This window comes from Aeribacillus sp. FSL K6-2833 (genome assembly GCF_037965815.1).
Lineage (GTDB): Bacteria > Bacillota > Bacilli > Bacillales > Aeribacillaceae > Aeribacillus > Aeribacillus composti.
In genome coordinates this window covers 895033-915721 of record NZ_CP150189.1, presented here as the reverse complement: position 1 = coordinate 915721, position 20689 = coordinate 895033, and the positions used below count along the sequence as shown (strand labels likewise).

20 protein-coding genes, 1 tRNA gene and 1 riboswitch are annotated in these 20689 nt (G+C 37.6%); of the genes, 13 read left to right on the top strand and 8 right to left on the bottom strand.

The window, feature by feature from the left end:
- Nucleotides 1-23: 23 nt before the first annotated feature.
- The 4 genes from NSQ94_RS04570 to NSQ94_RS04555 all read left to right on the top strand — a co-directional run bounded on the left by NSQ94_RS04570 (nt 24) and on the right by NSQ94_RS04555 (nt 3822).
- Nucleotides 24-1133 (top strand): YheC/YheD family protein, encoded by a 1110-nt coding sequence (locus NSQ94_RS04570; RefSeq protein ID WP_094244613.1) that lies wholly within the window; start codon nt 24-26, stop codon nt 1131-1133.
- Nucleotides 1117-2469 carry a YheC/YheD family protein gene (locus NSQ94_RS04565; RefSeq protein ID WP_339230254.1) on the top strand — a complete coding sequence of 451 codons (1353 nt, stop codon included), beginning with the start codon at nt 1117-1119 and terminating at the stop codon, nt 2467-2469. The genes NSQ94_RS04570 and NSQ94_RS04565 overlap by 17 nt, the downstream gene beginning before the upstream one ends.
- Nucleotides 2456-3532 carry a YheC/YheD family protein gene (locus tag NSQ94_RS04560; protein WP_339230252.1) on the top strand — a complete coding sequence of 359 codons (1077 nt, stop codon included), beginning with the start codon at nt 2456-2458 and terminating at the stop codon, nt 3530-3532. The genes NSQ94_RS04565 and NSQ94_RS04560 overlap by 14 nt, the downstream gene beginning before the upstream one ends.
- Before the next feature lie 92 nt (nt 3533-3624).
- A complete protein-coding gene (locus NSQ94_RS04555; protein WP_063387287.1) occupies nt 3625-3822 on the top strand; it encodes a hypothetical protein in 198 nt (65 codons plus the stop codon).
- A gap of 83 nt (nt 3823-3905) precedes the next feature.
- Here the strand turns inward: NSQ94_RS04555 and NSQ94_RS04550 are convergent, their stop codons facing one another.
- Entirely contained in the window at nt 3906-4151 is a 246-nt protein-coding gene (locus NSQ94_RS04550; protein ID WP_144597080.1) for a hypothetical protein, read from the bottom strand.
- Between the two features lie 249 nt (nt 4152-4400).
- On the opposite strand from NSQ94_RS04550, the gene NSQ94_RS04545 reads away from it, so the two are divergent.
- From NSQ94_RS04545 to NSQ94_RS04535, 3 genes are all read left to right on the top strand, one after another.
- Nucleotides 4401-4616, top strand: a complete 216-nt coding sequence (locus NSQ94_RS04545; RefSeq protein WP_063387285.1) for an alpha/beta-type small acid-soluble spore protein — start codon at nt 4401-4403, stop codon at nt 4614-4616.
- A gap of 75 nt (nt 4617-4691) precedes the next feature.
- Nucleotides 4692-4898, top strand: a complete 207-nt coding sequence (locus NSQ94_RS04540) for a DUF1657 domain-containing protein (protein ID WP_063387284.1) — start codon at nt 4692-4694, stop codon at nt 4896-4898.
- A gap of 719 nt (nt 4899-5617) precedes the next feature.
- Nucleotides 5618-6907 (top strand): globin-coupled sensor protein, encoded by a 1290-nt coding sequence (locus NSQ94_RS04535; protein ID WP_066248968.1) that lies wholly within the window; start codon nt 5618-5620, stop codon nt 6905-6907.
- 372 nt (nt 6908-7279) lie between these two features.
- Here NSQ94_RS04535 and NSQ94_RS04530 read toward each other — a convergent pair whose 3' ends face one another.
- The 5 genes from NSQ94_RS04530 to NSQ94_RS04510 all read right to left on the bottom strand — a co-directional run bounded on the left by NSQ94_RS04530 (nt 7280) and on the right by NSQ94_RS04510 (nt 11883).
- Nucleotides 7280-7984: an ABC transporter ATP-binding protein gene (locus NSQ94_RS04530; RefSeq protein ID WP_339230249.1), complete on the bottom strand. Its 705-nt coding sequence runs from the start codon at nt 7982-7984 to the stop codon at nt 7280-7282.
- Nucleotides 7977-8732, bottom strand: coding sequence for an ABC transporter ATP-binding protein (locus NSQ94_RS04525; protein ID WP_063387278.1), 756 nt, complete (start codon nt 8730-8732; stop codon nt 7977-7979). The genes NSQ94_RS04530 and NSQ94_RS04525 overlap by 8 nt, the downstream gene beginning before the upstream one ends.
- Complete coding sequence (locus NSQ94_RS04520; RefSeq protein ID WP_094244607.1) at nt 8729-9721, bottom strand: branched-chain amino acid ABC transporter permease; 993 nt, start codon at nt 9719-9721, stop codon at nt 8729-8731. Before NSQ94_RS04520 ends, NSQ94_RS04525 begins: the two co-directional genes overlap by 4 nt.
- Nucleotides 9722-10582, bottom strand: a complete 861-nt coding sequence (locus NSQ94_RS04515) for a branched-chain amino acid ABC transporter permease (protein WP_094246385.1) — start codon at nt 10580-10582, stop codon at nt 9722-9724.
- 89 nt (nt 10583-10671) lie between these two features.
- The gene (locus NSQ94_RS04510) at nt 10672-11883 is read right to left on the bottom strand and encodes an ABC transporter substrate-binding protein (RefSeq protein WP_339230247.1); all 1212 of its coding nucleotides are present in this window, start codon (nt 11881-11883) and stop codon (nt 10672-10674) included.
- A 516-nt stretch (nt 11884-12399) separates the two neighbouring features.
- Between NSQ94_RS04510 and NSQ94_RS04505 the strand changes: the two genes are divergently transcribed.
- The 6 genes from NSQ94_RS04505 to NSQ94_RS04480 all read left to right on the top strand — a co-directional run bounded on the left by NSQ94_RS04505 (nt 12400) and on the right by NSQ94_RS04480 (nt 18089).
- Nucleotides 12400-12840, top strand: coding sequence for an Hsp20/alpha crystallin family protein (locus NSQ94_RS04505; protein WP_063387274.1), 441 nt, complete (start codon nt 12400-12402; stop codon nt 12838-12840).
- A 133-nt stretch (nt 12841-12973) separates the two neighbouring features.
- A riboswitch (cobalamin riboswitch) is annotated at nt 12974-13153 on the top strand.
- 135 nt (nt 13154-13288) lie between these two features.
- Complete coding sequence (locus tag NSQ94_RS04500; RefSeq protein ID WP_339230245.1) at nt 13289-15553, top strand: ribonucleoside-diphosphate reductase subunit alpha; 2265 nt, start codon at nt 13289-13291, stop codon at nt 15551-15553.
- 12 nt (nt 15554-15565) lie between these two features.
- Entirely contained in the window at nt 15566-16609 is a 1044-nt protein-coding gene (locus NSQ94_RS04495; protein WP_063387272.1) for a ribonucleotide-diphosphate reductase subunit beta, read from the top strand.
- A gap of 563 nt (nt 16610-17172) precedes the next feature.
- The gene (gene crcB / locus NSQ94_RS04490) at nt 17173-17580 is read left to right on the top strand and encodes a fluoride efflux transporter CrcB (RefSeq protein WP_339230243.1); all 408 of its coding nucleotides are present in this window, start codon (nt 17173-17175) and stop codon (nt 17578-17580) included.
- A gap of 12 nt (nt 17581-17592) precedes the next feature.
- Complete coding sequence (crcB, locus tag NSQ94_RS04485) at nt 17593-17955, top strand: fluoride efflux transporter CrcB (RefSeq protein ID WP_063387269.1); 363 nt, start codon at nt 17593-17595, stop codon at nt 17953-17955.
- 60 nt (nt 17956-18015) lie between these two features.
- Nucleotides 18016-18089 (top strand) — tRNA-Pro (locus NSQ94_RS04480).
- 75 nt (nt 18090-18164) lie between these two features.
- Here NSQ94_RS04480 and NSQ94_RS04475 read toward each other — a convergent pair.
- Nucleotides 18165-19256: an AI-2E family transporter gene (locus NSQ94_RS04475; protein WP_066250881.1), complete on the bottom strand. Its 1092-nt coding sequence runs from the start codon at nt 19254-19256 to the stop codon at nt 18165-18167.
- Between the two features lie 142 nt (nt 19257-19398).
- Nucleotides 19399-20427: a sporulation integral membrane protein YtvI gene (ytvI, locus tag NSQ94_RS04470; RefSeq protein WP_063387477.1), complete on the bottom strand. Its 1029-nt coding sequence runs from the start codon at nt 20425-20427 to the stop codon at nt 19399-19401.
- Nucleotides 20428-20689: the final 262 nt, after the last annotated feature.

Here is a 20689-nt window from a genome sequence, read left to right as displayed (position 1 = left end):
TAAACGGAGGCAGGCGGATATTTGTGGCAGAACCTCTTTTGTCTTTCGGATTTTTAGTCAATAAATATTTTCATGAAGCAGCCTATTTTAAAAATATTTCAAAAGCGGCAAAAAAATTGAATATGAAATGTATTATGTTTCGCCCGTTGGACGTACAATTCGCAAATGGTACGTTAACGGGATTTACATTCAATTTAACATCTAATAAATGGGAGCGAAGTACTTTTCAGCTTCCACATTATATTTATGACCGCTGTTTTTATGGCAAAGATGCTGCTTCCATTCAAAACAAAAAAGCCGTTCAAAAATTAAAAATACAACAAAATGTTTCTTTTCTAGGCTACGGATTCCCAGATAAATGGAAACAATATAAAACATTAAAAACTGATCCATTCATTTATCAATATCTTCCTGAAACAGAATATTTCCAACATCCCGATCAAGTTTATACATTTTTGCAATCATATGAGGAATGTATCTTAAAACCAATTCACGGCAGTTCAGGAAAAGGAGTGCTTGTAATTAAAAAAGAAAAGGAAACGCTATTTCTATACTTTTTCATTGGAGCGAATCAAAGGATCGTCCGTTTGAAACATTTCAATCAATTAAAACCATTTCTTGCGAAGAGACAAGTTGACTCATACATTCTTCAACGATTGCTCCCATTAAAGGACAAACAGCAGCGTCCATTTGACTTGCGCATTTTATTTCAAAAAAACGAGTTCGGTCAATGGATTATGCAAGGAAAAGGAATTCGAATCGGTCAAAAACATACGTATGTATCCAACTTGTCAAAAGGCGGTTCTGTCGTTTCCCTTGAACAATGGGAAAAAGATATTCCAAGGCAGCGATTGAACCATATTTATAACCAAATCGAACAGCTTGCTCACCATCTTCCGCAAAAAATTGAAAAAAATTTTGCTCCTTTATTTGAGCTTGGAGTGGACATCGGCATTGATTTGCAAAATGAAACGATATGGATTTTAGATATTAATTCTAAACCAGGGAGAAATGTCGTTTTAAAAACAGATCCTGCGAGAAAAACAGTTCTGTACGAAGCTCCTGTCCGCTATGCCCGCTACTTGCAACACTCTCTACAAACCGGGGTGGAAATAAATGATTTATCAAATTAAACAGGCAGACCACCTAAACCAAACCGTTTTGCTTCCTAGCTCTTTTTCCCATGTAACGATCGAATCGATCTCTTTCGGCAAACGGAAAATAGCGTGCCGTTCTATTCTCCATCACGAAGACAGCCAAAGCATTTATATTTCAAAAGATATTGCCGAATCTCTGCTTTTACCTAAAAATATTAGGATCAAAGCTTTAGTCCATAGTGAAACGCTATTTTTAGGCCCCGTTGTCGGCATTTTCACAGCAGGTTTTTATAAATCCCTTTTGCGCCCATTAGGCGACAGATCGATATTTTTTTCAAAATTAGTGGTCAACGGCTGCTCAACAGGCACTTTTTGTTTTGTATTTGGGATACATCAAATTCATTGGGATTTAGAGATGATTGAAGGCTATACATTCAATGAATCCGGATGGGTAAAAATAACCGTTCCATTTCCAAATGTCATTTATGATCGTCTTCCAAATCGGAAGGTAGAAAACTCAGACTACTTTCAGTCTGCGAAAAAAAACTTATTTATGCGCTCAATTCCGCTTTTCAACTCAGGCTTTTTCAACAAATGGGATATCCATCATATTTTATCCAAAGATGAAACAGTAAGGCATTACTTGCCGGAGACATATCATGCTCCGTCCATAAAGACAATTGAACAGCTGATTAACCGCTTTCAAACGATTTATTTAAAACCTGAAAACGGAAGCCTTGGCCTAGGAATATTTAAGCTGGTGAAAAATCGGAAAAATGGATCAATTCTTTGCTGCTATTATGATGAGAACGGAAAAGGCCAGTTGAAGCTGTTCTCTTCTATTGAAGGCTTTTTGCAGCGTTTTTTTACACAGCGATCATTAGATCAATATATTGCTCAACAAGGCATTTCCCTTCTTCAATCGAGTGGAAATCCTGTCGATTTCCGCGTGCACACAAACAAGAACGAAAACGGAATCTGGCTTGTCAGTGCAATCGCTGCGAAATTGGCGGGAAAGGGAAATCCTACAACACACGTAAAAAACGGAGGAACAATAAAATCTTTGCATGAATTATCATTGCCGTTGAATAAAGAGGACATTTACCGTTCACTTTCCACCGCGGCCCTTTCTATTAGCAAGGCAATTGATCGCAAAATGGACGGTGAAATCGGAGAAATCGGTTTTGATTTCGGCATCGACAATAACGGGAACATATGGCTATTTGAAGCGAACTCGAAGCCTGGCCGCTCCATTTTTATGCATAAAGATTTGCAGCAAGAAGACCGGCTAACATTGCGCTTTCCATTCCAATATGCCGAATATTTAATGAAAAAAACAATTTCAACTGAGGAGATCTATGATGCCCCATGAAATGCTCGTCGGAATTTTAGCTGGTGATAACGATCGAAGCGGTTCTTTTTATGGAAACATTTCGTTATTTAAAGCTATACAAAGACATTTGACTGAGCAGAACAGTTCAAGCTTTGTTTTTACACCTTCTGGCATGAAAGAAAAATCGATCGTCGGCTATATATATGAACCGAACGAAAATCGCTGGTTGAAAAAAAAGTTTCTATATCCAGATGTTGTCTATAATCGCTATCCGTTTCGCGATACAGTTCAAAAAACAGATTTCGTTTTCCGCTCTTTAAACAAAAAAAACATCCCATATTTCAACAGACATTTTTTTAATAAATGGGATGTCATTACTTGTTTGCAAAAAAATAAGCACCTTCTTCCTGTCATACCTGAATCGCAATTAGCAGCATCGAAACAAGATTTTTATACATTTTTTGAAAAATACCCCTCCGTTTATTTAAAGCCTGTTGGACAAAGCCAAGGGAAAGGAATCATTAAAATAACAGCCGAATCCAAACATAACTACATTATCAAAACGGTAAATTCTATAAAAAATGAATCTTCATTGGAAAATATTTGGAAAGAAATAAAACACATTCTAAACGAGCCGTATATGATGCAGCAGGAGATCGTCTCCGATCAGATTAACAATCATAAATACGACTTGCGCATTCTCGTTCATTACAGTCAAAACAAATATGTTATTTCGGGAATTGGCGTGCGCGCATCTAAAAACATTACAACACATGTAGTACATGGTGGCACTATCCTTCCCTTCTCCTTTGTCAAAAACCGTGTCGATACAAAAAAACTGGAAACTATTTGCCATGAAATTGGCAGCACACTCTCTCAATGTTTTCAATTCATTGGGGAATTTTCTATTGATGCTGGAATTGATACAAAAGGAAATATTTTTATTTATGAGGTTAATTCGAAACCGATGGTGTTCGATGAAAAAGACATATTCCAAAACGGAATTGTCCAGCTAAGCAAATTGTTCCATCATTTAGCAAAAAATCGAATCGATTCCAAAAAACTTGATAAAAACGGATGCACAAGCCACAAATTTTTGTAATCATCCATGATATCATACATTCTCTTTATAATTTTACCTTTTCCTGAGCAACCTAATGAATAATTCCAGTGAATAAGGAGGGTAATACGGTTATGGATAAGGATAAGGAAGTAAAAGATTCGCTATATGAAGGTCGTGATCAATCGTTTATGGACATTGACAGAATGATTAATGAAGGTCTTTCAGGAGGATCTGTTCACTACCGTTACAATGCGACCAATATTGAAGAAGCAAGGGACCTCGAGGAAGAAGAACCGCCTTTTGACATAGAGAAAAATAACGGAAAGTAAGCCTGATGTTTGAAAAACACATCAGGCTTTTTAAATTTTAGCTGTAAAAGAATTCAGAGCTTAAAGCTTAAAAGCCCCTTTCGTTATGTTTCCTGAATGATTGCATGCTCTTCTTCATGGCATTGGCTGCAATATAAAAGATGTATGCATTGATGATTTTTTAGTGAATCTCTTTTTCCATCTAAAAGCTTCATCAAGTCCATTTCCATATAAGCACTGTAGTCATCTAAATAATCAGTTATTTTCCCTGCATCCAATAAAATGCCTCCGCATTTGGAACAATACTTATGAAGTTGCTGAAATCCATTGCATAACGGACAGGCTCGCATGTGAAAACTCCTTTATTTGTTGTTGATTTATGTATAATGTTCCCTTTCTAGTCTGATTTACAGAGTAACGACACAAAACAGAAATTACCATTTCTCATTTCGAATAGATTTTTACATCCTACTCATACTACTTAATGAACACCATACATCCCGGTGGGTTAAGCCGAGTTTGGCAGTGAATCTTTTGATTCACGCTGGTGCAAATCCAGCTAACCCAGCCAAAAAAAATTTCACAAGGAGTTGAAAATTATGGCTCAACAAAACCGCAGCAACAACTCTAACCAACTTTTAGTTCCTGGTGCACAACAAGCGCTTGAACAAATGAAATACGAAATCGCAACAGAATTCGGTGTAAATCTCGGACCAGACACAACTTCCCGTGCCAATGGATCTGTTGGTGGAGAAATCACAAAGCGTTTAGTTGCACTTGCTCAACAACAAATTGGCGGTTTCCAACAACAATAACTAAAAAATTTATATTCATGGCTATGGAGGCACTACCCGTGTCTCCTTTTATTTGAGAATAAGGAGGTTTTTCAAATGACAGTTGGTACAAAATTGATGGAAACTATTTCAAGCTGTGAAAGTGCGGTTGCGAACTTACATAGCTTCGCACTGGAAACAGAAGATCAACAAGCTAAGCAGTTATACCAAAACCTTGCAAAACAACAACAGGAAGTGCTTGACCATTTAAAAGCGAGGCTAAATTACATTCAAAACGAAGAGCCGCAATTTAAACAGCTATAAATCAGGAGGGGACCATTCACTCTCCTGATATTTCCCATTTTGTTCTTGAACCCTTCCAATTCAGATTCCTCTTTCTATTTCTGTTAATTCTATTCCTTCCAAGCTTGATTCCATTAAAGGAAAATCGCCCTCTCTTCAACTTTCAAATCCACTCACGAAGTGTCGTGTTTCCCTGATTTCGTTCGAGCAGCTGTTATAAGCTTTTAAAATCTGATCTTTCTAAAAACAATTGCAGTAATAAAAGTCTATAAAAACCTTCGATATCCGTTAGATCATCACATTGAGATAGACTGCCAAACAATCGAATTAATCTTCAAAAAAAACAAAAAATTATGGTATATGTTTCATGTTTTTGCTAAAATATCTAAATATTAGGAGAAGGAATAAAAAACTGAAGATCATTTTGTTAAAGAAAGCGCCATCATGGAAGTCTTGTCTGCACGCGCAATTTGTCGATTATAAAAAAATTCTTGATTCATACCGCCAGCTGCAACATCATCTACAGGCTATTTGCTCAGAATGTGCTTTTCAGCGAATATGAAGTCTTTCTATTGTTTTACACCATCCTAAAATCTTCGCCTTTATAAAACATTGTTCATTTTCGAATATAAAATTTAACGAATTTGAATAAAAATTTAAAAATAATCGAAAAAATTATTATTTAGCTGCCGATATATACAATGGACACTAATAATGAATTTTGAAGGGGAAATCAACCAATGTTTAAAAAAAGAAAACAAGTTCCATCACTTTTTGAAAAACAAGTAGATCTTCAACAAGTAAAACTTGAAGTGACTGATGAAAAATATCAAAGACAATTAGCGATGGTTGGCCTGACAAAGGATGATCTTATTTGTACTCTTATATTAAAAGATGCGATTGAAGAAAACATAAAGTTTATTATCGATGCATTTTATGATGCTCTCCATCAAGAACAATTTTTGATTGACATAATTAATAAATACAGCTCGATCGAAAAGCAGAAGGAAAGATTGAAAAAACATGTGCTGCTTATGTTTAGCGGATCCTTGACAGATGAAGATATAACAAGAATGAAGCGGATTGCTGTAGCCCACGTCCGCATTGGATTAGATACGATTTGGTACATGAGTTCATTCCAGCAATTACAGAAATCTATTTTTTCCGTTGTTGCGAAAGCGTGTCCATCGAAGGAAGATTATCATAAAGCGGTGGTCACCATTGCAAAAATGTTAAACTTTGAACAGCAAATTGTGCTGGAAGCATATAATGAGGAGTATTTAAAAAGACGGCAAAAAATCGAAAAGGAAAAACAGGAGCTTCATGAAAACATCGCCCAAACCTCCATTCGTCTTGCTGATCTTATTGAATCAGCCAATTCAGCTATACAAAAAATTAACGAACGATCCAAACAATTTGCCTTAATTGCAGTTGATCGTTTTGAAACAGCGGCATCAACCGAAGCAGAGGTCAGTTCAAGGAGAGAAGACTTGAATTTTCACTCCGGTTTAATGGTCAATATAAAAGAACGGACTGATGATATTGCTTTAAAAATAAAGTCGCTTGAACAAACTTCTGAAAAAATTAATCATGTCGTCTCGATTGTTACTTCTATTGCTGAACAAACTAACTTGCTGGCTTTAAATGCCGCAATTGAATCGGCGCGCGCAGGGGAATACGGGAAAGGATTCGCTGTTGTTGCTAGTGAAGTGAGAAAGCTGGCGGAAGAAACAAAAAATTCCGTGCTTGGCGTTTCCAATTTAATTGAGGAAATCAGAGCGAAAATTAACGATACCGCTTCATCTATTGTGGAAGTAACAGAGCTTACAAGCAATGGTTCGCAAAGAATGAAAGAGATGAACCAATTCTTCGACAATATTTTGTATGCCTTCGACAAAAATAAAGAACAAACTGAAAAGACGAAAAATGAACTCGAAAACTTTGCTGAAATCATTGATGATATAACAAATTTCATTGCGCAAATCAATGAGACTTCAGAACATTTAAAAAAGCTGGCCAATCATATATAAATTCTTTTTCAGACGCTTGAGCCCCATCATTCCGAACTTAGGAGAGATGGGGTTTTTATTGGTACTGAACCATAAATAGATAGATGAAAAGGAGGGCGGCCGGGAGATGTTTGCTTCATAAATCACCATACCGCCTGTACCGTCGGCAAATCCGCTTGTTGCAAATGTTTTTCCTTCTTTTTCTGGATGAATCACAAAAAGCTGAACAAGTACTTTGGTTTTGTTCAAATTTAATAGTACGAGGATCTATAAAAATTGTTTGCGCAGTTCTAACATCGTTATCGTTTTGCTTGGAGATTAAAAAAATAAGGATATATGCTCGTATATTGAACATATATCCTCATATTCTTCCAAATGTTATGTGGTGTTTTTCTATACCCCAAGATATTTATGTTGTATTTCATTATTTTTCATTAATTCATCTGGGCTGCCCTGCCATACAATAGTACCTTTGTTCATAATTAAAATTTCATCTGCTACTTTGCATGCAAGTGATATATTTTGCTCAACCATTAAGATCGAGAGTCCTTCCTGCTTCAGTTTTACAACTATATCGCCGACCTGATCGATAATGACAGGGGCTAATCCTTCCGATGGTTCATCCATTAATAAAAAGCTGGGATTTGTCATCAAAGCTCTTCCGATTGCAAGCATCTGCTGTTGTCCGCCTGATAGCTCAGTACCCATATTTTTTTCTCTTTCTTTTAAAACAGGAAATAATTCATATACCCTTTCCAAATCCCAATTATTATTTCGGTCTATTAAATTTTTACGGGCAGCCATTGTCAAGTTTTCACGAATGGTAAGAGAAGGGAAAATCCGCCTTCCTTGTGGAACGAATCCAATTCCAAGGCACGAAATTTGATGAGGCAACAGGTTATTCAGCTGCCGTTCCTTAAATTGAATTTTTCCCCTCCGCGGTTTAAGCAGCCCGGCAATCGTATGAATCGTTGTTGATTTACCTGCTCCATTTCTCCCAAGAAGAGCAACACATTTCTTGCTTGAAACTGAAAATGAAACGCCTTGAAGAATATGACTCGTTCCGTAGTAAGAATGGACATTTTGAAGCTCAAGCATGAGCTTTTGCACCTCCCCCAAAGTAAATTTTCCTTACTTCTTCATTGTTTCGAACTTCTTCGGGAGTGCCGCTTAATATCACTTCTCCGTGATGAAGAACAGTAATTCTGTCAGCAATGGAAAATACAACATCCATATCATGTTCAATAATTAGTATAGATACTGTCCGAGGAAGCTTTTGAATCATTTCAGCTGTCTGTGCAGTTTCTGCTGGAGACATTCCTGATGTCGGTTCATCCAAAAGCAAGATCTTCGGTTTAGACGCCATCGCTAGCAAAATCTCAAGAAGCCGCTGCTCTCCATAGGAAAGATTGTTCACCTTGACATTTCTGCGTGTAGAAATCTCCCATTGTGCAAGGATTTCATCTGTTTCTTTTTTGAGGTCGATATGCTTTGTCAACGCATGAAACATTTGGTAGCGATATCGTTTCGTTGCTGTTAAAGCAAGATGAAGATTTTCTTCGACTGTCAAATTTCCGAACAAGTTGTTTTTTTGAAACGTTCGCGACATTCCTAAATGAACCAATTTACTGGAAGGCATATTGCTTATTTCTTGCCCTTCCAAAAATATTTTTCCTGAGTCAATTGGCAGGACATTTGTAATACAATTAAAAAGAGTTGTTTTCCCCGCACCGTTAGGGCCGATGATAACATGGCGTTCTCCTGGCTGAACTTCCAATGATACGTTTTGAAGAACTTGTAATGTTTTGAATGATTTGTTTATATTTTCTACTTTTAATATACTCAATTGACTACCTCCTCTTTTTCAACATGCTGCGGAGCGTAATCATCGCTATTTTTTCGTTTTTTATAAAAAATCTTAGATTTCAATAAAGCAAACCAATGGATAATTCCACCTTTGCCAACCAGCACAAGAATCACTAACAGGGCTCCCATTATAATTGGCCACCGTTCTGTGTACGTGCTGATAAAGTTCTGTAAAAAAATGAATAGGCCAGCTCCGATTGCCGGACCAATCAGCGTACCAACTCCTCCAATTATTACCATCATCATAACTTGACCCGAAAACATCCAACTCGATACATCTGGGCTTACAAAAAGGTTGTAAAATCCGTATAAAGATCCTGCAAATCCTGCTAGGGCTCCGGAAAATGTATATGTTAAAAGCTTATAAATGCGTACATCGTACCCCAATGCACTCATTCGTGCTTCGTTTTCCATTATTCCTTTGACAATTTTACCGACTGGAGATTCAACAAAAAATCTAAGCAGTAAATAAACAATAATAAAAGCTGCTGCCATTACGGAATAAATCCCTATAGGACTGACAATTTCGCCAAAACCGAGATTCAAAGGAGCGGAAACTTTCATGCCGTCTGCTCCGCCCGTCCATTGCTTTAATTGCCAAGCCAGAGCAAACAGCAATTGTCCGAAAGCAAGAGTAATCATTAAAAAGTAAAATTTCGAAGTGCGTATAAATATCGCGCCAGTAACTAATGCAAGAAGACCAGATAAGCAGATAGAAAAAAATAGTAACAAGTAGGAATTTGGAATATGCGGTCCGAGAAGTGCCACGGTATAGGCTCCAATTCCGAAAAATCCTGCATGACCTAGTGAAACCATTCCTGCATACCCCATTATTAAACCAAGACTCATGGCAAAAATAGCCATAATGAAGATTTCGGAAACAAGATCGATCCCATACACACTTAAAACGAAGGGCAGAACGAAAGCAATAAGCAGAAATACAATGAAAATTAGAATATTCTTTTTCAACTATGCCACCTCCCTTCCAAATAGCCCTTGAGGACGAATAATTAATACTACAACCATGAGAAGAAATACGATTAGCATTGATAATGAAGGAAACCAAATCTTGCCGAAGGTCTCAATCAATCCGATGAGAATTGCACCAATGAAAGAGCCTTTCCACGAACCTAAGCCGCCGATCACTACAACAATTAATGATGTAACGAGAATGTCTGATTCCATACCTGTATACATCCCGATTAACGGTCCTCCTAATACTCCGCTCAACGCAGCTAATCCTGCACCGAAAGCAAAAACTCCAGTAAATACGACCCCAACATTTATTCCAAGAGCTGAAACCATTGCCCTGTCATCCACACCTGCACGAATAATCGCACCGATTCTAGTTTTGCTCTCAAAATACCAAAGAAGCAGCGCTAGCAGACAGCCAATTAAAACAACAAACAACCGATAAAAAGGGAAAACCATCGGTCCAATGGAGATCGACGAATCGAGCAAAGCAGGGACAGCCATCGTTTGAGGCTCTGTACCCCAAATCCACTTTGCGGTATCCGCAATAACGAAGGCTAAACCAAATGTGAGCAGCACCTGCTCAAGCTCTTTCCCATAAATTTGCCGAATAAATAATTTTTCAATAATAATCCCGATCACAGCCGTAACAGCAACTGATAGCAATAAAGCAATCCAAAAACTGAATTGTTGATTCATAAAGGTAAAGGCCATATAGGATCCAAGTAAAAATAATGTACCGTGCGCCAAGTTAACAATATTCATAACTCCTAAAATAATCGTCAACCCTGCTGCTATCATAAAATACAGCATCCCATACGCTAATCCCGTTAATAGCTGTACAGAAAATATAGACAATGACAAAACGATCCCCCACTTTCTCAATTTATGAAACGACAAATTGGGACTGGAGAACTTTGCCCCAGATCCCAATCCGGTTACATGGACTAATTTGCAGGAGCTTTTTCAGGCATCGTTACTTTTTCGACTGTCTCCAGTACTTCAGGGACAATTTGATTATCCTTTTTTGTGTTCTTTGCGATGTAGAAATTCTGTATTGGGTTGTTCGTTTTTGGATCAATCGTAATTGGTCCGCGTGGGCTGTCAAAGGAAATCCCTTTAAGGACTTTTATTAAATCCTCTGCATTTGTGCTTCCTGCTTCTTTAATCGCTATATCTATGACTTTTGCGGAGTCATAGCCTCCCACTGAAAAAGTGTTTGGCAGCTTTCCGTATTTTTCCTGATATGCCTCTACAAACTTTTTGTTTTCTTCATTTTCTAGCCAAGGCGAGCACAGGATGCCAGAAATGATTCCTTCTGCTGCTTCACCAGTAGGTTCGAGGATCAGTTGATCGCCAAATTCCATTGGACCTGACAGCGGAATTTTTCCCTTTAAGCCAAAATCATTGTATTGCTGAACAAACCGAATTCCATCGCTGCCTGCCATGAATGTAAAAACTAGTTCAGGCTTTACTTGGGCTACATCAGTAAGATACGTTGCGAAATCATTCGTTCCTAATTTAGGGTATATTTCTTTTACTACCTTACCGCCAGCAGCTTCAAAAGCTTCTTTAAAAGCGGAAACAACTTCCTTTCCTGCAGGGTAGTCGGGTGCAATCGCTACCGCTGTTTTTCCAACATTTTTTGCTAAATATTCTCCAGCACTGCTGCCATTTTGCCAGTTGGAAAATGACAGGCGGTAAATGTAATCGCTTTTTTTGCTCCAGGAAAGATCGTTTCCGGCAGCATTGGCATCAATTAATATAATTTTGTCTTTCTCCACCTCGTCTCTCAATGCGTAAGCGACTGCTGAAGAAATTGGTCCAACAAGTATATCTACTTTTTCATTCTTGACTAATTGGCGATATTTCCTTAAAGCAACTTGCGGGTTTGCTTCATCATCTTCAAATTTTATTTCCACCTTTTTTCCGCCCAACTTGTTATCATTTTCTTCAAGATAAAGGTTAAATCCATTTTTAATGCTTTCCGCAAGCGGAGCGAATGTTCCAGTTGAAGAAAGGATGACGCCAATTTTGATTGTATCTTTTTCACCGCTGGAATTAGACTTGCTATTGCTTACAGCCGATCCTGAACAACCTGATAAAATCAACATTATAGTAATAAAAAGAACACTCCAAAATTTACCTTTTCCCACCATTTTATACCCCCTAAAAGCATTAGTTAAACGCTTTCATTTTTTGAATTGCAAGGTTATAAAGCTTTTCCCTCCCTTCTTTATATTTTTTAATATTCAAAATTTTTTTATTATTGTTTTTTATATTATTGCCTGCAGATTGGCTTCACAACACCGTTGTTTCAGAATGTGCAACGAATGAATAATTTTTAAATTTATAAAGTTGTCCAACAGCGGTTTCCAATCATTGTGAATTTATCCAGCTGATCTGTTAATTCCCAGCATGGCTGCAATTAAGCAGCTTACTTAATTTTCTTCGTATGTAAACTCTTGTTTAATAACAACAATATGCTATCCATTCGTTCACCAAGTTTTGCTAGGTTGTGCTTTTAAAAGCAACAAACACGAAACGATTTGGACGCAGCGGACTTATTTATATTTTTATGATTAAAAACAGTAATTTAAACTTTGCTTTATGTATATTTCTCTTCCCAACACAAATAATATTTTCTGTAAAAAAATCAAAGGAGGAACAATCATATGGCTCTCATTCCTTACGATCCTTTTTCTGAGATCAACCAATTTAGACGAAACATGAATCGCGTTTTTTCTGAAAGCTTCCCGCATTTTTTTGAAAACTTTGAGACTATGAATACCCCCCGGCTTGATATTCATGAAACTGCTAATGAAGTAATTGTTACGTGTGATTTGCCCGGCCTTGAAAAAAAGGAAGACGTTGACATTCATCTTGATCGCAACGTTCTTACGATCAGCGGCACAATTCAAAGAAGCAAAGAAGTAAAGGAAGAAGAAATGCATAGACGCGAACGGTTTGTAGGGCGGTTTCACCGCGCTGTTGCATTGCCGGCAAATGTAAAAGAAGAAGAAGTGAGCGCGACATATAAAAATGGCGTTTTGGAAATCCGTATTCCAAAACAAACCGAAAACAACAAAAAGAAAATTGATATTCAGTTTCATTAATTGTTTCGTGAGGTTGCAAAATTTCAATCAGCCTCACTTTTTTATTGCAATTTTCGCCAAGTACGATTATGATGAATATATAACATCAAAAATCTATATATTGTGTAATCAAAAACAATTAAATACTATATATTGAAAACCTAACGACAAAGGTGCTGTTTTCAGCTTAAAAGGGAATCCGGTGAGAATCCGGAACTGTCCCCGCAACTGTGAGTGCTACGAAATGAATAATCCACTGTACGGTTCGTATGGGAAGGATTCAAAGTAGGATGAAGCACGAGTCAGGAGACCTGCCTTTGTCCGAACGTTTCTAATTCTTCGGGGGTTGGGAAGATGAAACGATGGTTTGAATGGAGTAGTTTCGCCTTGTAAACTGCCTCCCTTTTAATCATCGTTTGATCCGCTCAGCTTCCTGAGCGGTTTTTTATTTTGATAAGGAGGATGTTTGATGAATATTACGAAAGCATTAAATCTATACGAGGTTTTTCAAAATCATTTTAACAGGAGCGATTGGGAGCTTTATCTAAGACAGCTTGAAAAAAAGTTTCCATCCCTTTCCTTTCATGAATACAGCGAGAGAGTGTCGACAACCCTACAATACCAGCAGATTGATGATCTTGAAAAATTTACAAACCTGCTGATTATTGAAGCTTTAGCAAACATTTCGGAAAGTGAGCCGGATTGGACTTTTTTAGCTGCACACGTATTTCTTGAAAAAATTTACTATGAAGCGAGCCAAAACAGAAATTACAACCAACCGGGCTACGGCGATTTTTATTTGTTAATCGAAACATTAACCGATCTTGGAATCTACAGCCCTCTTTTGCTAGAGCATTATTCAAAAGAGGAAATTATGGAGCTGGGAAATGCCATTGATCCTGAGAAGGACAAGCTGTTTACATACATCGGATTAAGGACCCTTTACGACCGGTATTTAGCTAAAGATTTTTATAAACGAACATTTGAGCTTCCACAGGAACGTTTTATGATCATCGCTATGACGTTAATGATCAACGAGCATCCGTCCAAACGTTTGCATCTTGTAAAGGAAGCGTATTGGGCATTGAGCCATTTATATATGACGGTTGCAACACCGACATTGGCTAATGCAGGAAAATCAGTCGGTCAGCTTTCAAGCTGCTTTATTGATACGGTAGACGACAGCCTTCAAGGCATTTATGATTCGAACACTGATATTGCCAATGTTTCTAAAAGCGGCGGAGGCATTGGAGTTTATTTAGGGAAAATCAGAAGCCGCGGAAGCGATATCCGGGGGTTCAAAGGAGTTTCATCAGGTGTCATTCCTTGGATGAAGCAATTAAATAATACTGCAGTGAGCGTCGACCAGCTCGGCCAAAGAAAAGGAGCAATTGCCGTTTATTTGGATGTTTGGCATAAAGATATTTTCGCCTTCCTAGATGCAAAATTAAATAACGGAGATGAACGGCTGCGCACCCATGATTTATTTACAGGTGTATGCATTCCTGACCTATTTATGGAGCAAGTTGAAAAGCGCGGGGACTGGTATTTGTTCGATCCCCACGAAGTTCGCAAAGTCATGGGATTCAGTCTGGAAGATTATTATGATGAAGAAAAAGGTAACGGCAGCTTTCGGGAAAAATATTTTGAGTGCGTGAATCATCCTTCCTTATCTAAAGAAAAAGTGCCTGCGATTGAAATAATGAAACGGATTATGATCAGCCAGCTTGAAACGGGAACGCCTTTTATGTTTTATCGGGATGAAGTGAATCGAAAAAACGCAAACAAGCATGCCGGCATGATTTATTGCAGCAATTTATGCACAGAGATTGCGCAAAATCAAAGTGCTACTACTGTTGAAGAACAATATGTTGAAGATGGAAAAATTGTCATTGTGAAAAAGCCCGGCGATTTCGTCGTCTGCAACCTTTCTTCCATCAACTTGGCACGGGCTGTCCCAGACAACGTTCTGGAACGTTTAATCCCTATTCAAGTGCGGATGCTGGACAACGTTATCGATTTAAATAACATTCCGGTATTACAGGCGAAGCTTACAAATGAAAAATACCGTGCAATCGGTCTTGGAACGTTTGGCATGCATCATTTATTTGCACTAAAGGAAATTACATGGGAAAGCGACGAGGCAGTCCAATTTGTCGACCAATTATATGAAAAAATTGCGTATTTAACCATTCAGTCGAGTATGGAGCTCGCAAAAGAAAAAGGCGCATACCCTCTCTTTAAAGGCTCGGAGTGGGATACGGGCCGATATTTTGAAATCCGCGGTTATACGTCAAAAAAATGGCAGGAATTAAAGGAAAAAGTGCAGGCTTTTGGGATTCGCAACAGCTATTTAATGGCGGTCGCACCGAACGCATCGACCTCCATTATAGCCGGAAGCACAGCAAGCATCGATCCAATTTTCCAAAAAGTTTATTCAGAGGAAAAGAAAGACTACAAAATTCCAGTTACCGTTCCCGACTTAAATGCGAAAACGACTTGGTATTATAAATCCGCTTATTTGATCGACCAAACATGGAGCATTAAACAAAATGCAGTGCGCCAGAAACATATTGACCAGTCCATTTCCTTCAACTTTTACGTCCTAAACACGATTAAAGCGAAAGAATTGCTGGAGCTTCATTTGACAGCTTGGAAATCCGGATTAAAAACAACGTATTATGTCCGTTCGACATCAAGCGACATTTATGAATGTGAATCATGTGCAAGTTAAGGAGGAATTAATATGGAGCAAACATTAACAAAACGAGTTATTATGGATCCTGATGCACCAAACCGCTCAACAGCAATAGTGAACGGAAAATGTTCCAACGTGCTCAATTGGGATGATGTCGCCTACCCGTGGGCATATCCAAAATATAAACGGATGCTCGCAAACTTTTGGACACCTTTTGAAATCAATATGGCTCAAGATGTGAAACAATTTCCTGAGCTTTCAGAAAGAGAACAGGACGCATTTTTAAAAATTATCGGCCTCTTAGCTTTATTAGACAGCATTCAAACCGATTATGCCGGAAAAGTTGCTGATTATATTACAGACTCGAGCATAAACGCCTTAATGATCTTGCTCGCTCAGCAGGAAGTGATTCATAACCATTCATATTCGTATATTCTTTCAAGCATCGTGCCTAAAAACGTACAGGATGAAGTATTTGAATATTGGCGGAACGAACCGGTTTTAAGGAAGCGAAATGAATTTGTCACCAACGGGTATAAAGCATTTGCAGAAAATCCGAATGTGGAGAATTTGTTGAAATCGATCGTCTTTGATGTCATACTGGAAGGTTTATTTTTCTATTCCGGTTTCGCATTCTTTTATAATTTAGCCAGAAACCAAAAGATGGTAGCCACTAGCACGATGATTAACTACATTAACCGTGATGAACAAATACACGTAGGTTTGTTTGAAAAAATTTTCAAAGCGGTGCTGAAGCAATATCCTGAATATGATACAGATGAACTGAAACAATTCGTTTCGAAAACATTTATGAAAGCAGCCGAGCTGGAAATCGAATGGGCCGGTGTAATTATCGGCAATGACATTGAAGGCCTGCATTTAAAAGATGTGGAGAGCTATATTAAATTTTATGCGAATTTCCGTGCCAATCAGCTGGGATTCGAACGTCCTTTTGAAGGCTATCGGACAAATCCTTTGAAATGGATACGGGCTTACGAAGAAGTGGACTTAGGAAAATCAGACTTCTTTGAACAAAAATCGAGACAATATACAAAAGTCAACACAATTGATAACGGCTTTGATGAGCTGTAAAAATTTACGTTCTCATGATAACGGGCAGCAGAGACTGCCCGTTTTTTTATCTGCTGCCAAACCAAAAGGAATGCTATGAATGAATTTTTCGATAAGCAACTACTTTCTTTTAAAAGAGCTTATCTTTTTGGGAACCTAAGCATCCCATTTTTCCATGCCATGGTATAATATGTGCGGAGGGGATCTATGTTAAAATCAACCTTGATCATAATGTCAATTTTGTTAGTAACAATTCATTTCGCTATTCTATATTTTTGGATGTTTGATTGGCAAAAATTAGCTACAAAAACAGGCTTTATAAGTTGGTTTGCCTCGATTCTATTAGGCATCTTTGTATATTTTGCTTTTCAAACTTTCAGCAGATGCGACAAAGCTGCTGTCGTCATCAGAAACATATTGTTATATTCAACTTTACTGACCATCTTTTTAGCTTGTATTGCGTTCATTATAGAAGCAATTACAAAGGCGATGCCCTAAAAAGAAATATAGTTTTCACGAAGATTAAGAAAATCATATTGGCTAAAAAGAGCTATGTTGTTTTCCACCATTGCGAGGTGAATATAATGATTTATTTATTAGTCGGTTTGGGCGGGATAGCAGGTGCCTGCCTTCGATACAGTGTCGGCCTATGGACTTCCAGCTTTTGGACAGGATCTTTCCCAGCAGCGACACTTTTAGCCAATTTGGCTGGAAGTTTTCTTTTGGGATGGTTGACTGAATATGTATTTAAAATAAAAGGATTTCCTCCCCATTTTGCCGCAGCGATCGGTACTGGCTTAATCGGGTCATTCACTACATTTTCAACTTTTAGTTTTGAGAACATTCAATTGATGATTGCCGATAAATGGGAAACAGCCATTATGTATACATTGTCAAGCTTAATAGGCGGTTATTTATTTGTTTCGTCTGGTTATCATCTTGGCCGAAAAATGCTTTCCCAGCACATCGCACGAACGGCCGATCATGAATAGGAGTGAAGAGTAATGCTTTTCAACTTTATCGTTGTAGGAATCGGAGGTTTTTTAGGAGCTAATGCCCGCTTGATCGTCACCAATTGGATTAAAAAGAAAAGCAATATGAAGTTCCCTGTCGCGACATTTATTATCAATGTCAGCGGATCTTTCCTGCTCGGCCTTTTGATCGGCATGAATATTTCAGAAGCATATCTACTGTTATTTGGAACGGGATGTTTAGGAGCCTTTACCACCTTTTCTACGTTTCAGCTTGAAAATAAACAGCTGTTAACAGAAAAACAAAAAACAGTGTCCATTTGCTATTTTCTTTCAAGCTATGCGTTCGGTCTTTTGTTTGCCTTTCTCGGCTTCCAACTAGGCGCTATATTTTAAAAACTTATTTGAATCATATTGTCATGGTTTGATTTTTTCTTTATAATACAGATTGTCCAGCGGGATGTAGCTCAGCTTGGTAGAGCACCAGCATGGGGTGCTGGGGGTCGCAGGTTCGAATCCTGTCATCCCGACTCTGTAAATCTCCTAAATCATCATTTAAAACCAAAAACGCCGCTTGAGCTTTTTCAAGCGGCTTATATTTTGAATTACGTCTTTTTAATCCCTTTCCTCAGTTTAATTAATTTATATAAGTTAATCACAACCGTTTTGGTTACAGCATATGTTGGAACAGCCAAAATCATCCCCAAAATTCCCGCGATATTTCCTGCAACAAGCAACAAAATAATAATGGTCAACGGATGTGTATCAAGCCTCTTGCCGATAATAAACGGAGAAATCACATTCCCATCAATTTGCTGAACAATTGTCACGACAATAATCGCAAGAAGTGCTTTAAAAGGCGAATCAAGCAAGCCGACAATAACGGCTGGAGCAGCTCCAATAAACGGACCTAAATACGGAATAATATTGGTGATTGCCACAGTTATTCCAAGCAGCAAAGCATATGGCAGATCAATAATTAAGTATCCGATAAACGTAAAGAGCCCGACAAACATGGAAACAAGCATTTGTCCTTGAATATAGGTAGATAAGGTTTCGCCTGTTTCCTTTAAGATAATCATAACTTCATCGCGGAAATCGCTCGGAAAAAACTTTACGACCTGGTGCGGCAGCTTATGTCCGTCCTTGATCATATAAAATAAAATGAACGGCACCGTGACAATAATGAGTGTTATGTTTGTGATAACGCTGAAAACGGACTGAACGCCATTCGTAATATTATTTGTAATTCTCGATGCATATTGCGTAATGGTGCTCTCAATTTTTTCAATGGAAAAATAATCTTGCGTCAATACCCATTGGAACCAGCTTGTTTGATACAGGTTTTCAATGATTTCTCTCGTTTTTGTTATATAAAAAGGAATGTTTCGAATTAAATCATTAAACTGCTTAACAATCGTAGGCCCTACCAATCCGATGGCGATCGAAATTCCGCCGATAAACACGATATACAAAATCAAAATGGCCAGCACTCTTGGAATTTTTCGCTTTTCAAGAAAGCCAATAATCGGAGCAAACAAAAAGTAAAGAAAACCGGAAATAATTATAGGAAAAAACAAAGTAGTTATAAAGATCACAATGGGCTCAAAAAGAAAAGATATTTTTGTGCTGAAATATAAGATCAAAATGATCAAAAGTATTTCTAACGTCCAAAAATGAAGTTTTGATTTAAACAAAATGCTTGCCTCCCGCATCCAATTTTGCAACATTCGTTCCAATATTTAGAATATCATGTATTTACATATTCTAAGCAATTTTTTTCAATCCTCCTATTGCTTCTAATCCAAATTTTCCGCTCAAAATTTAAGGAAAACCTTTTTAAATTTTTATGTTAAGCTTTATAATGTTTGCTCTTCGCAATGTTTCAAACAAAATCACAACAACAGGACCTAAAAATAAACCTAATATACCGAGCATCTTTAGTCCAATGAACATGCTGATCAAGGCGGCAAGAGGGCTTATTCCCATGTTGGTCGACATAATTTTCGGTTCGACAGCACGTCTGACGACAGTGATCACAAGAAATAAGACAACTAATCCTATTCCGAGATTGGTTTGCCCTTGGCTAAATGCATAAATAGCCCAAGGAACCAGCACCGATCCTGTTCCCAATATTGGAAGGATGTCAACAACCACGATAATGATTGCCAAAATCAAGCTATAATCTACACGAAGCAGCACCAACCCAATATAAGCTAGTATAAATGTCAGCAAACTTAAGATAACTTGCGCTTTAATAAAGCCGAAGCCTGCTTTGTAAAGATCATTCACAACATATTTTATTTTATTTCTCGTTTTTTCTGTCAGCATGGTCTCGAGCGAAGCCCATATTTTCGGCAGATCTAAACTGATTAAATAAAGAGCAATCAAATAAATCAGCGCTTCAATGAAAAAGCCAGGAATGCCGGAAACAAATAATATGAGCGATTCCATCAATTGCTTCACAAGACCGTCAACTGCATTGACAGAATTATTAATGGAAATTTCAATAGACGTCATGACACCTTCTGGAAGGGAAGCGGAATAATTTTCCCACGTATCAAGAAGAGGATTAATAAAATCATGATTGAATTTTCTAACATATAAAGGGATATTTTCTATAAAACTCACAAAGTTTGTATATATAAAGTTTATCAAACCAAAGCCTAGAATACATAATAAGAGTAAAAAAACAACAAAAATGAGCAAAACTGCATAAGGTCTTTTTATTTTAAATCGATTTTGGAGAATGCTGATAGGCTTTTCAAGTACAAGAGCTGTAAGCAGCGCAAGCAATATCGGGATGCTGAACGGTATTAGTATAAGAATGGCAATACCAATGATGATAAGCGGAAGATACTTTTTCATTTTCAATACATCATTCTCCTATCTATTCTATACTCAAAATCATCATGTTATCCTTATTATATCGCGGATTTTCCATTTGAACTATTGAAATTCCTTATTATTTTTATAAATTGTTATTTGTTCCGACATTTTGCAAAACACATTTACTTCAGACAAAAAAAAATACTAGACAAATCGCAATTTGACCAATATAATCAAATTAGAAAAACGGAATAAAGTAAAAATTCCCAAAGGGGAGTAGCTTAACAATAAAGTCGTCATT

Coding starts and splice junctions, on each gene's coding strand:
- NSQ94_RS04495 (WP_063387272.1), top strand. CDS start 15,566: ATGGAGCAAACATTAACAAAACGAGTTATTATGGATCCTGATGCACCA.
- NSQ94_RS04540 (WP_063387284.1), top strand. CDS start 4,692: ATGACAGTTGGTACAAAATTGATGGAAACTATTTCAAGCTGTGAAAGT.
- NSQ94_RS04510 (WP_339230247.1), bottom strand. CDS start 11,883: ATGGTGGGAAAAGGTAAATTTTGGAGTGTTCTTTTTATTACTATAATG.
- NSQ94_RS04550 (WP_144597080.1), bottom strand. CDS start 4,151: ATGCGAGCCTGTCCGTTATGCAATGGATTTCAGCAACTTCATAAGTAT.
- NSQ94_RS04530 (WP_339230249.1), bottom strand. CDS start 7,984: ATGCTTGAGCTTCAAAATGTCCATTCTTACTACGGAACGAGTCATATT.
- NSQ94_RS04555 (WP_063387287.1), top strand. CDS start 3,625: ATGGATAAGGATAAGGAAGTAAAAGATTCGCTATATGAAGGTCGTGAT.
- ytvI (WP_063387477.1), bottom strand. CDS start 20,427: ATGAAAAAGTATCTTCCGCTTATCATCATTGGTATTGCCATTCTTATA.
- NSQ94_RS04565 (WP_339230254.1), top strand. CDS start 1,117: ATGATTTATCAAATTAAACAGGCAGACCACCTAAACCAAACCGTTTTG.
- NSQ94_RS04500 (WP_339230245.1), top strand. CDS start 13,289: ATGAATATTACGAAAGCATTAAATCTATACGAGGTTTTTCAAAATCAT.
- NSQ94_RS04535 (WP_066248968.1), top strand. CDS start 5,618: ATGTTTAAAAAAAGAAAACAAGTTCCATCACTTTTTGAAAAACAAGTA.
- crcB (WP_063387269.1), top strand. CDS start 17,593: ATGCTTTTCAACTTTATCGTTGTAGGAATCGGAGGTTTTTTAGGAGCT.
- crcB (WP_339230243.1), top strand. CDS start 17,173: ATGATTTATTTATTAGTCGGTTTGGGCGGGATAGCAGGTGCCTGCCTT.
- NSQ94_RS04505 (WP_063387274.1), top strand. CDS start 12,400: ATGGCTCTCATTCCTTACGATCCTTTTTCTGAGATCAACCAATTTAGA.
- NSQ94_RS04545 (WP_063387285.1), top strand. CDS start 4,401: ATGGCTCAACAAAACCGCAGCAACAACTCTAACCAACTTTTAGTTCCT.
- NSQ94_RS04560 (WP_339230252.1), top strand. CDS start 2,456: ATGATGCCCCATGAAATGCTCGTCGGAATTTTAGCTGGTGATAACGAT.